Below are 13600 nucleotides of genomic sequence, written 5' to 3'. Positions count from 1 at the left end.
AGGATGCGCTTCAGACACCGAGTCGCGGCAGGGTTCGCCTCCCTGTTGCTCCCGCTGGCCGGCGCGGTCGGCCTCGCAAGCCCCGCCGAGGCCGCCACGACCGCCACCGCCACCTACACCAAGGCCTCGGACTGGGGCACCGGCTTCGAGGGCAGGTGGACGGTGAAGAACACCGGCACCACCGCCATCAGCTCCTGGACGATCGAGTGGGACTTCCCCTCCGGCACGTCCGTCACCTCCGCCTGGGACGCCGACGTCACCTCCTCCGGCACCCACTGGACCGCCAAGAACAAGTCGTACAACGGCTCGATAGCCGCCGGCGCCTCGGTCTCCTTCGGCTTCAACGGCGCGGGCTCCGGCTCCCCGTCCAACTGTCGGCTCAACGGCGACAGTTGCGACGGCACGACGGTCCCCGGCGACGCCTCCCCCTCCGCCCCGGGCACCCCCACCGCCTCGGCGATCACCGACACCTCGGTGAAGCTGACCTGGTCCGCCGCCACCGACGACAAGGGCGTCAAGAACTACGACGTCCTGCGCGGCGGCGCCAAGGTCGCCACGGTGACGACGACCTCGTACACCGACACCGGTCTCACCGCCGGCACCGACTACTCCTACACCGTCCAGGCCCGGGACACCGTCGACCAGACCGGACCGGTCAGCGGAGCGGTCGCCGTGCACACCACCGGCGGCGGCACCAATCCCCCGACCACCGGCGCCAAGGTCAAACTCGGCTACTTCACCGAGTGGGGCATCTACGGCCGCAACTACCAGGTCAAGAACCTGGTGACGTCCGGCTCGGCCGCGAAGATCACACACATCAACTACGCCTTCGGCAACGTCACCAACGGTCAGTGCGCGATCGGCGACTCCTACGCCGACTACGACAAGGCGTTCACCGCCGACCAGTCGGTCAGCGGCGTCGCCGACACCTGGGACCAGCCGCTGCGCGGCAACTTCAACCAGCTGCGCCAGCTGAAGGCCAAGTACCCGAACATCAAGGTGCTGTGGTCCTTCGGCGGCTGGACCTGGTCCGGCGGCTTCGCCCAGGCCGCCGCCAACCCCGCCGCGTTCGCGCAGTCCTGCTACAACCTGGTCGAGGACCCGCGCTGGGCCGACGTCTTCGACGGCATCGACATCGACTGGGAGTACCCGAACGCCTGCGGTCTGTCCTGCGACACGTCCGGGGCGGCGGCCTACAAGAACCTGATGCAGGCCCTGCGCGCCAAGTTCGGCACGGGCAACCTGGTCACCGCGGCCACCACCGCCGACGGCTCCACCGGCGGCAAGATCGACGCGGCCGACTACGCGGGCGCCGCGGCCTATGTGGACTGGTACAACGTGATGACGTACGACTTCTTCGGCGCCTGGGCGGCGCAGGGCCCGACGGCCCCGCACTCCCCGCTCACCTCGTACAGCGGCATCCCGACGGCCGGGTTCACCACGGCCGACGCGATGGCCAAGTTCAAGGCGAAGGGCGTCCCCGCGAGCAAGCTGCTCATCGGCATCGGCTTCTACGGCCGCGGCTGGACGGGCGTCACCCAGGACGCCCCGGGCGGCACGGCCACGGGCGCGGCGGCGGGTACGTACGAGCAGGGCATCGAGGACTACAAGGTCCTCAAGACGTCCTGCCCAGCCACCGGCACCATCGCCGGCACGGCGTACGCGAAGTGCGGCAGCAACTGGTGGTCCTACGACACCCCGTCGACGATCGCCGGGAAGATGACCTGGGCCAAGAACCAGGGTCTCGGCGGCGCGTTCTTCTGGGAGTTCAGCGGTGACACCAGCAACGGGGAGCTGGTGAGCGCCATCAACAGCGGACTGTCGTAAGACAGTTCGGCGAATTAAGCGACGTTGACGCGCTGACCGGGCGGGGCTGCCTCCAGCCACGCGAGGAATCCGGTCAGCGCGTCTTCGCTCATCGCGAGTTCGAGGCGGGTGCCCTGGTGCACACAGACGAGGATCACCGCGTCGGACAGCAGGGCCAGCTCCTCCTCGCCCTCGGGGAGGCGGCGGCCCGCCACCTCGATCGAGCCGCGCTCCAGGACGCGGCGCGGGCGGTAGGCGTAGGAGAAGACGCGGTACCACTCGATGCGGTCGCCGTTGTAGCGGGCGACGCCGTAGCTCCAGCCTTTTCCGCTGGTGTCCGGTTTCTCGGGCACGTCCCAGCGCAGGGAACAGTCGAAGGTGCCGCCGGAGCGCTGGATGAGTCTGCGGCGCAGGCCGAAGACGAACAGCCCCAGCGCCACCAGGGCCACGACGATTCCGCACACAGTCAGAGCGAGGACCATCGACACCGACCTCCTCGTCTCCTAGGTACCGAAAATAGGTAACGGAACGGAAAAAACATCCATATCTGCCTCAGCCGCGACCGGCTCCGGATTGCTCCGGAGCCGACCGCGGCTGAGTGACGTCATGCAGGCTCGCGCGGGTTAGCGCGTCGCCGCCGCACGCAGTCGAACGTCCGCGCGACGCTCGGCGGCGGCGTCGCCCTCCGCCTTCGCGCGCTCGAGCTCCCGCTCCACGCGCTGGACGTCGATCTCGTCCGACAGCTCGGCGATCTCGGCCAGCAGCGACAGCTTGTTGTCGGCGAACGAGATGAAACCGCCGTGCACCGCGGCGACGACCGTTCCACCATCACTCGTACGGATGGTCACCGGGCCCGACTCCAGCACACCGAGCAGCGGCTGGTGACCGGGCATGACGCCGATGTCGCCGGACGTGGTGCGCGCGACGACCAGGGTGGCCTCGCCGGACCAGACCTCTCGGTCGGCCGCGACCAGCGCGACGTGCAGCTCAGCAGCCAAGGTGGCTCCTCGGGTCACCACCCGGCGGGTTCTGCCGGGTGTTGGTTACAAGTCTAATGGGCGTGAAAGAGGGGGCGGGACGCACCCGCCCCCTCAGACGTGAGCCGAAGGGCTCACTTCGAACTCAGGGAGTTCAGGAGACGCCCAGCTCCTTGGCGTTGGCCTTGAGGTCCTCGATGCCACCGCACAGGAAGAACGCCTGCTCCGGGAAGTGGTCGTACTCGCCGTCGATGATCGCGTTGAAGGCCGTGATCGACTCGTCCAGCGGGACGTCCGACCCGTCGACGCCGGTGAACTGCTTGGCGACGTGGGTGTTCTGGGACAGGAAGCGCTCCACGCGACGGGCGCGGTGGACGGTGAGCTTGTCCTCCTCGCCCAGCTCGTCGATACCGAGGATCGCGATGATGTCCTGGAGGTCCTTGTACTTCTGCAGCACCGTCTTGACGCGCATGGCGGTGTTGTAGTGGTCCGCCGCGATGTAGCGGGGGTCCAGGATCCGGGACGTGGAGTCCAGCGGGTCCACGGCCGGGTAGATGCCCTTCTCGGAGATCGGACGGGAGAGAACCGTCGTCGCGTCGAGGTGGGCGAAGGTGGTGGCCGGGGCCGGGTCGGTCAGGTCGTCCGCGGGGACGTAGATCGCCTGCATCGAGGTGATCGAGTGACCACGGGTCGAGGTGATGCGCTCCTGGAGGAGACCCATCTCGTCGGCCAGGTTCGGCTGGTAGCCCACCGCGGAGGGCATACGGCCGAGCAGGGTCGAGACCTCGGAACCGGCCTGGGTGAAGCGGAAGATGTTGTCGATGAAGAACAGCACGTCCTGCTTCTGCACATCGCGGAAGTACTCCGCCATGGTCAGACCGGCCAGGGCCACGCGCAGACGGGTGCCCGGGGGCTCGTCCATCTGACCGAAGACCAGCGCGGTCTTGTCGATGACGCCCGAGTCGGCCATCTCCTCGATGAGGTCGTTGCCCTCACGGGTGCGCTCGCCCACACCGGCGAACACGGAGACACCGTCGTGGTTGTTGGCGACGCGGTAGATCATCTCCTGGATGAGCACCGTCTTGCCGACGCCGGCACCGCCGAACAGACCGATCTTTCCACCCTTGACGTACGGGGTGAGAAGGTCGATGACCTTGACGCCGGTCTCGAACATCTCGGTCTTCGACTCGAGCTCGTCGAAGCGCGGGGCCTTGCGGTGGATGGACCAGCGCTCGCCCTCGTACTGCTCGTCGACGTTCAGCACCTCACCGAGGGTGTTGAACACCTTGCCCTTGGTGAAGTCGCCGACCGGAACGGTGATGCCGTTGCCGGTGTCGGTGACCACGGCCTGGCGGACCAGACCGTCGGTGGGCTGCATCGAGATCGTGCGGACCAGGCCGTCACCCAGGTGCTGGGCGACCTCCAGGGTCAGCGTCTTCTTCTCGCCGGCGAGGGCCGGGTCGGCCACCTCGACGTGAAGGGCGTTGTAGATCTCCGGCATGGCGTCGACGGGGAATTCCACGTCGACGACCGGGCCGATGACCCGGGCGACGCGGCCCGTGGCAACGGCCGTCTCAACTGTCGTCGTCATTACCTGTCACTCCCCGCGGTCGCGTCGGCCAGGGCTGCGGAGCCACCGACGATCTCGCTGATTTCCTGGGTGATTTCGGCCTGGCGGGCCGCGTTGGCAAGGCGGGAGAGCGTCTCGATGAGCTCTCCTGCGTTGTCGGTCGCCGACTTCATCGCGCGCCGCGTGGCGGCGTGCTTCGAGGCTGCCGACTGGAGGAGAGCGTTGTAGACGCGGCTCTCCACATACCGCGGCAGAAGGGCGTCGAGGACGTCCTCCGCCGAGGGCTCGAAGTCGTACAGCGGAAGGATCTCGCCCTTGGGGGCTGCTTCCTTCGCCACCTCGTCGAGGCTGAGCGGCAGCAGACGGTCATCGAGCGCCGTCTGCGTCATCATCGAGACGAACTCGGTGAAGACGATGTGGAGTTCGTCCACGCCGCCCTCGGCCGTGTCCTTCTCGATGGCCTCGATCAGCGGACCCGCGACCTTCTTGGCGTCCGCGTACGTCGGCTCGTCGGTGAAGCCCGTCCACGACCCCGCGACCGTGCGCTCACGGAAGTGGTAGTGGGCCAGACCGCGCCGGCCGACGATGTACGTGTCGACCTGCTTGCCCTCGGCCTCGAGGCGCGCCGTCAGCTGCTCCGCGGCCTTGATGGCGTTGGAGTTGAAGGCGCCCGCGAGACCGCGGTCGCTCGTCAGGAGCAGCACCGCGGACCGCACGACCGTCTCGGCCTGCGTGGTCAGCGGGTGCTTCGTGTTCGAGCCGGTGCCGACCGCCGTGACCGCGCGGGTGAGCTCGGCCGCGTAGGGCGAGGAGGCCGCCACCTTGCGCTGCGCCTTGACGACACGCGAGGCGGCGATCATCTCCATCGCCTTGGTGATCTTCTTGGTCGCGGTGACGGATCGGATGCGACGCTTGTAGACCCGGAGCTGGGCTCCCATGAGTCAGGTCCCTTCCTTACGTCACTTGGCCGCGGCCGGGGCGTCCTCGCCGAGAAGCTTGCCGTCCGAGGTCTCGAACTGCTTCTTGAACTCGGCGATCGCGTCGGCAACAGCGATGAGGGTGTCGTCCGACATCTTCGCGCCCTCCTTGATGGAGGTCATGAGGCCCTGCTCCTTGCGGTGCAGGTGCTCCAGGAGCTCCTTCTCGAAGCGGCGGATGTCGGCGACCGGGACGTCGTCCATCTTGCCGGTGGTACCGGCCCACACGGAGACGACCTGGTCCTCGGTCGGCATCGGCTGGTACTGCGGCTGCTTGAGCAGCTCGACCAGTCGCTGACCACGCTCCAGCTGCGACTTCGACGCGGCGTCCAGGTCGGAACCGAAGGCGGCGAAGGCCTCCAGCTCACGGTACTGGGCGAGGTCGAGGCGGAGCCGGCCGGACACCTGGCGCATCGCCTTGTGCTGGGCGGAGCCGCCGACGCGGGAGACCGAGATACCGACGTTCAGGGCCGGACGCTGGCCGGCGTTGAACAGGTCGGACTCCAGGAAGCACTGGCCGTCGGTGATGGAGATGACGTTGGTCGGGATGAACGCCGAGACGTCGTTGGCCTTCGTCTCGACGATCGGCAGACCGGTCATCGAGCCGGCGCCCAGGTCGTCGGAGAGCTTCGCGCAGCGCTCCAGCAGACGGGAGTGCAGGTAGAAGACGTCACCCGGGTAGGCCTCGCGGCCCGGCGGGCGGCGCAGCAGCAGCGACACGGCGCGGTAGGCGTCGGCCTGCTTGGACAGGTCGTCGAAGATGATGAGGACGTGCTTGCCCTCGTACATCCACTGCTGACCGATGGCCGAGCCGGTGTACGGCGCCAGGTACTTGAAGCCGGCCGGGTCGGACGCCGGGGCGGCGACGATGGTCGTGTACTCCAGCGCGCCGGCCTCTTCGAGGGCGCCACGCACGGAGGCGATGGTCGAGCCCTTCTGACCGATGGCGACGTAGACGCAGCGGACCTGCTTGTTCACGTCACCGGAGCGCCAGTTGTCACGCTGGTTGATGATCGTGTCGACGGCCAGGGCGGTCTTGCCGGTCTGGCGGTCACCGATGATCAGCTGACGCTGACCACGGCCGATCGGGGTCATCGCGTCGACGGCCTTGTAGCCGGTCTCCATCGGCTCGTGCACCGACTTACGGGCCATGACACCCGGAGCCTGCAGCTCCAGGGCACGGCGGCCGGACGTCTCGATCTCGCCGAGGCCGTCGATCGGGTTGCCGAGCGGGTCGACGACACGGCCGAGGTAGCCCTCGCCGACGGCCACGGACAGCACCTCGCCGGTGCGGGTGACCGGCTGGCCCTCCTCGATACCGCTGAACTCACCGAGGACGACGGCGCCGATCTCGCGCTCTTCCAGGTTGAGCGCGAGGCCGAGGGTGCCGTCCTCGAACTTCAGCAGTTCGTTGGCCATGGCCGAGGGGAGGCCCTCGACCTTCGCGATGCCGTCGCCGGCAAGGGTGACCGTACCGACCTCCTCGCGCGAGGCCGCGTCCGGCTTGTACGCCTGGACAAAGTTCTCCAGCGCGTCCCGGATCTCCTCCGGCCGGATCGTGAGCTCCGCCATCTGGGTTCCCTGCTCTCCTTGTTGGGCCCGAAGTTTCACTTTGGGGGGATGGGGACTCCCCCCTGAAAGAGGTGAATCCTCTGCACGGCCCAACCAGGGCCGCCATCAGTTCGACTTGCGGTCTTGAGTTGCTGCTAGCTCGCCATGCGGCGGGCGGCGTCCTCGATGCGGTCCGCGAGGGAGCCGTTGATCACCTCGTCGCCGACCTGCACCCGGATCCCGCCGAGGACCGCGGGGTCCACGTCGAGGTTGAGGTGCATCGGGCGGCCGTAGAGCTTCGCGAGGGCGGCGCCGAGGCGCTGCTTCTGCGGGTCGCTCAGCGGTACCGCCGAGGTGACGACGGCGACCATGCGGTCCCGGCGCTCAGCGGCGAGCTTGGACAGGGCTTCGAGGCCCGCTTCCAGGCTACGTCCACGGGGCGCGGTCACGAGGCGTGTCACCAGTCGCTCGGTGGCCGCGTCGGCCCGGCCGCCGAGCAGGCTGTGCAGCAGCTCGCTCTTGGCCGAGGCGGTGGCCTTCCGGTCGGTCAGTGCGGCGCGCAGCCCGGTGTTCGAGGAGACGATCCGCCCGAAGCGGAACAGTTCGTCCTCGACGTTGTCGAGCTTGCCCGCCTTCTGCGCGGCGGTGAGGTCCGCGATGTTCGCCAGCTCCTCGAGCACGTCCACCAGGTCGCGGGACTGCGACCAGCGCGAACGCACCGTGCCTGCGACCAGGTCGGCCGCGCTGCCGCCGACCTGGCTGCCGAGGAGGCGCTGGACCAGCTCGGCCTTGGCGTCGCCGGCCTGCGACGGGTCGGTGAGGACCCGGCGCAGGGAGACCTCGCGGTGGAGCAGGGCGGTGACCGCCGCCAGCTCTCCGGCCAGCCGTGCCGCGTCCACGGACGTGGAGTCCGTCAGCGCGTCGAGACGCTCACGGGCTGCTGCGAATGCCTCGCGGCTCGCTCCGTGTGCGGTCATCGAGACGCCTCGGCCTTCTCCTCGAGCTCGTCGAGGAAGCGGTCGATGACGCGGCTCTGGCGGGCGTGGTCCTCGAGGGACTCGCCGACCAGCTTGCCGGCCAGTTCGGTGGCGAGCTTGCCGACGTCCTGGCGCAGCGCGGACGCTGCGGCCTTGCGGTCGGCCTCGATCTGGTTGTGCCCGGCGGCGACGATCTCCTCGCGCTGGCGCTGGCCTTCCGCACGCATCTCGGTGATGAGCGTGGCGCCCTGCTCCTGCGCTTCCTGGCGCAGCCGCGCGGCCTCGTGACGGGCCTCGGCCAGCTGGGCCTTGTACTGCTCCAGAACGCTCTGCGCCTCGGTCCGAGCAATCTCGGCCTGTTCGATCCCGCCCTCGATGGCGTCGCGGCGCTCTTCCAGAACCTTGTTGATGTTCGGAAGGAGCTTCTTGCCCAGGACGAAGAACACGATCGCGAACGCGATCAGACCGATGACGAGCTCGGGGATCTCCGGGATCAGAGGATTCTGGGCCTCCTCCTCAGCCGCGATTTGCAGCAAGGGCGAGATCACATCAGTTCCTTCCGTGGAATTCTCTCGTCGGCGTTAAACCGGATCAGGACGTCGGGTAGACGAAGCCCATGACCAGGCCGATCAGGGCAAGCGCCTCACAGAGCACGAAGCCGAGGATCTGGTTCTGGCGGATCAGACCGGCGGCCTCGGGCTGGCGGGCGAGCGCCTGCGTGCCGTTACCGAAGATGATGCCAACGCCGACGCCGGGGCCGATGGCCGCGAGACCGTAGCCGATGGCAGCGAGGTTGCCCTTGATTTCGACCGCGGCGAGGGTGTCGAGAGCGGACATGCCGTAACTTCCTTCTCTTTACACAGGCCGGTGGGGGTTGGCCACCGGAAGTTCAGGGGATGTTGATCAGGTGCTCAGTGGTGCTCGGCGAGCGCGCCCTGGATGTAGCTGCAGGACAGGAGGATGAAGACGTAGGCCTGAAGGGCCTGGATGAACAGCTCGAAGACCGTCATCACGAGGACCATCAGGAACGAGACCGCCGAGTAGGCGATGCCGATGCCGTTGAGCAGGTACCAGGTCCCGATGGTGAAGATCAGGATCAGGACGTGCCCGGCGAACATGTTGGCGAAGAGCCGGACGGCGTGCGTGAACGGCCGGATGAACACGTTCGACAGGAACTCGAAGAACATGACCATCGGGAACACGGGGCCGAGCGACGGGTCGTAGCCGGTGATGTTCTTCCAGCCGCCGATGAAGCCGTGGCGCTTGAACGTGATGCTCATCCACACGATGTAGACGAGCGCGGCGAGACCCACCGGGAAGGCGATGACCGCGGTGGCCGGGAACTGGGCGACCGGGATGATCGACCAGAGGTTCATGATCCAGATGAAGAAGAACAGCGAGACCATCAGCGGGACGTACTTCTCGCCCTCCCGCTTGCCGATCGTCTCGTACACGACCCCGCGGCGCACGAAGTCGTAGCCGGCCTCGCCCACCATCTGAAGCTTGCCGGGGATCAGCTTCGGCTTGTTGAAGGCGGCCCAGAAGAATCCACAGACGAGGACGGTGGAGACCAGCGACAGCAGCATCGGCTTGTTGAATTCGATGCCGCCCACGGTGAACAGCGGCTCGAACAAGAACGAGTGCAGGCCGGGGGTCGGGAAACCGCACCCGTCGAAAATATGACAGTCGGTCTCGAAGGCGAGCGTTTGGGCGTTACTCACCGCGAGCTCCTTCAGCGTGGCGCATGGGTACGGCAACCTCGATGTGTCGGCGCGGCCTGCGACCGCGGGACGGCACTGGACTGGACTTACGGATACGGGGGCGGCGGCGACTGGGCTCCGAGCCGTGAGGCGTCACAGGCACGGCTGCCGCCCGCGCCAGCTCTGCCGCAGTTGTGGCGAGACCATAGCAAAAGAGCGGAAGGCCCTTTACACCGGCCCTACAGGTCACGACGTCGTCCGGGCTGAGTCCGGCTCGACGTAGAGGATCTTGGCCTTCATGTGCGAGCGCACCTGCGCGGCCATCCACACGAGGGTGGCCGCGAGCAGGGTGAAGGCGAAGGCTTTCGGATCGAAGACCGAGGTCCCCTTGAAGGCGATCAGCAGGATCATCAGGAACAGGATCTGCGTGGTGTAGAGCAACAGCCCCATCGACTGGAACAGGTGGGGAAGTTGGCGCGCGGTGCGCAGCAGCACCATCAGCCCGCCGCCCATGAACAGCAGGACGAGAGCCGCGCCGAAGACGGCGCCGAGCGCTCCTTTGCCGCCGGCAACGGCAGCACTCACCGCGACTCCCGCCGCACCCGCGAGCGCGGTGGGCAGGGCACAGTGCACGAGCGTTCGTACGTCGTTGGACTGCATGGCGGCAACTCCGCATTCAAGGGGGGCAGGGTGTCGTCATGGACGAGCGTAGTCCCGGCCCGAGGGGCGAGAGACCTCGCGCCGCCTCGCTCCAATGAACCGTCGTAGTGCGGTCCTTCGGCTCTCTCCGGGGGTTCTCGTGAACCGTATCACAAACTATTTGATGAGGTCTTTACCTAGTGGCTGTGCGCACTGTCACACATGAGAGTGACAGTGCGCGTCTGTGCGAGAACCCGGGGAGGTTGTCTGGTAATGAGAGGCTTTGCCCGCTCGCGGTTCTCCCACGACTTGGCAATGCTCTAGTCAGATTCTTACCTTGTCGGCGGGAGCCGGCGGCCGTCGGCAGGCACCGGCAGGCGCCGACGGGAGTCGCCAGCCGGATCAGTAGCTGTAGAAGCCCTGTCCCGATTTCCGGCCCAGCTGTCCGCCGTCGACCATGCGGGACAGCATCGGGGGCACCGCGTGGGTGGGCTCCTTGAACTCCTCGTACAGCGCCGTGGCGATCGCCGCGACGGTGTCCAGGCCGATCAGGTCGGCCAGGGCCAGCGGGCCCATCGGGTGGGAGCAGCCCAGCGTCATCGCCTTGTCGATGGTCGGGGCGTCCGCGTAGCCGGCCTCGTACATGCGTATCGCGGCGACGAGGTAGGGGATCAACAGAGCGTTCACCACGAAGCCGGCGCGGTCGCCGACGTGGACGGCCTGTTTGCCGAGTACCTCGGTGACGAACTCCGCGGCGGTCTGCCGGGTGCGTTCGCCGGTGAGCAGTGAGCTGACCACCTCTACGAGCGGAAGTACCGGGGCCGGGTTGAAGAAGTGCAGACCCAGGACGTTTTCCGGGCGCTGCGTCGCGCGGGCCAGCCGGATGAGGGGCAGGGCGGAGGTGTTGGAGGCGATGATCGCGTCCGGGTCCTCGACGACCTGGTCCAGGGTCTGGAAGACGTCCAGCTTCGTGGGCTCGTGCTCGGGAACGGCCTCCAGCACGAGCTGGCGGTCGTGGAACGAACCGAGGTCGGTGACATAGGTGACGCGCGAGAGCGTCTCCTCCCGGCCCGCCTCGCTGATCTTGCCCTTGCGGACCGCGTTGCCCAGCGAGCGCTCCAGCCGGCCGCGCCCCCTGGCCAGGCCGGCCTCCGAGGAGGAGACGAGCAGCACGTCACGGCCGGCCCGGGCGCAGACCTCGGCCAGCCCCGCGCCCATCACGCCGCAGCCGACGACGCCGACGCGCTGGATCGCCTGCGCGGCCGGTACCGGCGCGGATGCGGATGCGGGTGCGGTGGTGGGTGCGGTGGTGGGGGGCGCGATGGTCATGACATCCCTGCCTTTTTCTCGGGTTCGTACCGGTCGCTTCAGGAGGTGAGGCTCTGGAGGGGGTTCAGACGGGTCTCGCCCAGTTCGGCGCGCAGGTCGGGGTCGGTGACGCCCTGGCCGGGGGCGGAGGCCAGGCAGAGGACGCCGACCTTGCCGAGGTGCTGGTTGGTCTGCACCGAGCGGGCCGCCTCTCCGATCTCCGCCAGCGGGTAGACCGCGGACAGCGTCGGCATGATCCGGCCCAGGGAGATCAGCCGGTTGCACTCCCACTGTTCCTGGAGGTTGGCGGCGTGGCTGCCGATGATCCGCTTCAGCTTCATCCATAGATAGCGGTTGTCGTAGCCGTGCTGGTAGCCGGTGCTGGAGCCGCAGGTGACGACCGTGCCGCCGCGCCGGACCACGAAGACCGAGACCCCGAACGTGGCCCGGCCGACGTGTTCGAAGACGACGTGCGGGTCCTCGCCGACCTCGCGGCGGATGATCGAGCCGAGCTTCTTGCCCACCTCGATGACCGCGCGCGGATCGTCCGCCGTCCGGTCGTCCAGGCCGATCTCCCGGCGGTCGATGACGACGTCGCAGCCGAGCCGGCGTGCGGCCGCCGCCTTCTCGGGCGAGCTGACGACGCCGACCGGGATGCCGCCGCCGTTCTTGACGAGCTGCACCGCGTACGCGCCGAGTCCCCCGGCGGCGCCCCAGATCAGGACGACGTCGCCCTGCTTGAAGCGGGCTCCGCGCTCACCGACCAGCATCCGGTACGCGGTCCCCGCGCAGAGCGGGTTGCAGGCCGCCTCCTCCCAGGTGAGGTGGCCCGCCTTGGGGATCAGCTGGCTCGCCCGGACCACCGCGTAGTGGGCCAGACCGCCGAAGTTGGTCTCGAAGCCCCAGATGCGCTGCTCGGCGCCGAGCATCCCGTCGTGGTGGGTGGCCGGTTCCTGGTCGTCGGTCTGGACGCAGCTCATCACCACGTGGTCGCCGACGCGCCAGCGCCGGACGCCGGAACCCGCGCGGACGATCACGCCTGCGCCGTCGGAGCCGATCACGTGGTAGGGCAGATCGTGCCGTTCGGCCCAGCCGCCCTGTGCCGCGAACTGCTTCAGGAAGCGGAAGGTGGGGATCGGCTCGAACATCGCCGACCAGACGGTGTTGTAGTTGACGGCGCTGGCCATGACGGCGACCAGCACCTCGTCCGGCGCCAGTTCGGGCATCGGCACCTCGCCGACGCGCAGCGACTTGCGGACGTCCCGGTCGGCCACCCCGTCGAACATCCGGGCGTCCTCGGACTGGATGTAGGCGGCGGTGTACTCCCGGGGCAGTTCCGCCCGCTCCAACTCCTGCGGCGACGCACCCGCGCGTACCGCTTCGGACAGCAGGGTCATGGTCGGTTCACCTTTCCCGGGAGTCATGAACCCGAGCGTCGATTTTTCCCGGTGTTCAGACGCGGTAGCAGTGGACTTCGTCGGCGGGAATCCAGTCGCCTTCGGTATCGAACTTCACGAAAGCGCATTTCACATAGTGGTTCTCGTCGATGATCTCGTACCGCTCTTTGAGCAGGAAGGACTTGCCGAATCCGAAGCACTCGCCGATGAACGCCAGATATCCGTCCTGCCAGCCCTCGGCGGTGAGCAGCGTGCGGTTTCCCCAGTCGTCGTAGTAATAGCCGGAGAAAGCCGATTCCGACTCGACCCACTGGAATACGAAACGCCCGGTGAGGTCGTGCTCGGGCACCAGCTGGGTCATCTCGTAGGCGTGGCCGGCGAAGGTCGACGCGGTGTTCCAGGCCGCCGTGCCCTTGGTGGGCGGATCGGCGGTGAAGTTCGTCCACTCCGTGCGGAAGTCCCCGAGCAGAAAGTCGAGGTCACGCATCTTTTCCGAGGCGGGCGGCTTCGTGAATTGCGGCTCCGCCGATTCTGTGGCTTCCTGCTCGGCAACGCTCATCGCGGGATACACTCCAGTCCTCGTCACGGCACGGGAATTTCCCCAGATGCTAGACAGCAGGTCACCCCTACCGCCAACCCCTACCTCGCCTAATGCGTTCACCCGCCGCTTTCTGGGGTGGCTGAGGGGACGTGGTTAG

The 13600-nt window shown here is 67.8% G+C and carries 14 protein-coding genes; 1 reads left to right on the top strand and 13 read right to left on the bottom strand.

All coding sequences use genetic code 11. From position 1 onward, the window contains the following. The first annotated feature begins 3 nt into the window (after positions 1-3). Positions 4-1827 carry a glycosyl hydrolase family 18 protein gene (locus ACWD4O_RS34945; RefSeq protein WP_451286159.1) on the top strand — a complete coding sequence of 608 codons (1824 nt, stop codon included), beginning with the start codon at positions 4-6 and terminating at the stop codon, positions 1825-1827. Between the two features lie 14 nt (positions 1828-1841). Here the strand turns inward: ACWD4O_RS34945 and ACWD4O_RS34940 are convergent, their stop codons facing one another. The 13 genes from ACWD4O_RS34940 to ACWD4O_RS34880 form a co-directional block, all read right to left on the bottom strand. Next, positions 1842-2288: a DUF2550 domain-containing protein gene (locus ACWD4O_RS34940; RefSeq protein WP_351913277.1), complete on the bottom strand. Its 447-nt coding sequence runs from the start codon at positions 2286-2288 to the stop codon at positions 1842-1844. Between the two features lie 141 nt (positions 2289-2429). Continuing rightward, complete coding sequence (locus ACWD4O_RS34935; protein WP_079659511.1) at positions 2430-2804, bottom strand: F0F1 ATP synthase subunit epsilon; 375 nt, start codon at positions 2802-2804, stop codon at positions 2430-2432. Between the two features lie 133 nt (positions 2805-2937). After that, complete coding sequence (atpD, locus tag ACWD4O_RS34930; RefSeq protein WP_451286157.1) at positions 2938-4374, bottom strand: F0F1 ATP synthase subunit beta; 1437 nt, start codon at positions 4372-4374, stop codon at positions 2938-2940. Beyond that, positions 4374-5291 (bottom strand): F0F1 ATP synthase subunit gamma, encoded by a 918-nt coding sequence (locus ACWD4O_RS34925; RefSeq protein WP_451286155.1) that lies wholly within the window; start codon positions 5289-5291, stop codon positions 4374-4376. The genes atpD and ACWD4O_RS34925 overlap by 1 nt, the downstream gene beginning before the upstream one ends. A 21-nt stretch (positions 5292-5312) precedes the next feature. After that, on the bottom strand, positions 5313-6902 hold the full coding sequence (atpA, locus tag ACWD4O_RS34920; RefSeq protein WP_451286153.1) for a F0F1 ATP synthase subunit alpha: 1590 nt from the start codon (positions 6900-6902) through the stop codon (positions 5313-5315). 134 nt (positions 6903-7036) lie between these two features. Continuing rightward, positions 7037-7858: a F0F1 ATP synthase subunit delta gene (locus tag ACWD4O_RS34915; protein WP_451286151.1), complete on the bottom strand. Its 822-nt coding sequence runs from the start codon at positions 7856-7858 to the stop codon at positions 7037-7039. Beyond that, entirely contained in the window at positions 7855-8403 is a 549-nt protein-coding gene (locus ACWD4O_RS34910; RefSeq protein ID WP_351913313.1) for a F0F1 ATP synthase subunit B, read from the bottom strand. The genes ACWD4O_RS34915 and ACWD4O_RS34910 overlap by 4 nt, the downstream gene beginning before the upstream one ends. Before the next feature lie 46 nt (positions 8404-8449). Next, on the bottom strand, positions 8450-8695 hold the full coding sequence (locus tag ACWD4O_RS34905; protein ID WP_020131181.1) for an ATP synthase subunit c family protein: 246 nt from the start codon (positions 8693-8695) through the stop codon (positions 8450-8452). Positions 8696-8769: 74 nt separating this feature from the next. Further along, positions 8770-9579, bottom strand: a complete 810-nt coding sequence (atpB, locus tag ACWD4O_RS34900; protein ID WP_358801293.1) for a F0F1 ATP synthase subunit A — start codon at positions 9577-9579, stop codon at positions 8770-8772. A 225-nt stretch (positions 9580-9804) separates the two neighbouring features. After that, positions 9805-10218, bottom strand: coding sequence for a hypothetical protein (locus ACWD4O_RS34895; RefSeq protein WP_451286149.1), 414 nt, complete (start codon positions 10216-10218; stop codon positions 9805-9807). Positions 10219-10599: 381 nt separating this feature from the next. Continuing rightward, positions 10600-11526 (bottom strand): 3-hydroxybutyryl-CoA dehydrogenase, encoded by a 927-nt coding sequence (locus ACWD4O_RS34890; protein ID WP_451286148.1) that lies wholly within the window; start codon positions 11524-11526, stop codon positions 10600-10602. 38 nt (positions 11527-11564) lie between these two features. Continuing rightward, on the bottom strand, positions 11565-12902 hold the full coding sequence (gene ccrA, locus ACWD4O_RS34885) for a crotonyl-CoA carboxylase/reductase (protein WP_451286146.1): 1338 nt from the start codon (positions 12900-12902) through the stop codon (positions 11565-11567). Between the two features lie 55 nt (positions 12903-12957). Continuing rightward, a complete protein-coding gene (locus ACWD4O_RS34880; RefSeq protein WP_451286144.1) occupies positions 12958-13461 on the bottom strand; it encodes a hypothetical protein in 504 nt (167 codons plus the stop codon). Between the last annotated feature and the right edge of the window lie 139 nt (positions 13462-13600).

The organism is Streptomyces sp. NPDC002623, from assembly GCF_053592635.1.
Note: the sequence above shows the minus strand (reverse complement) of the source record. Positions and strands in the feature narration are given on the sequence as shown.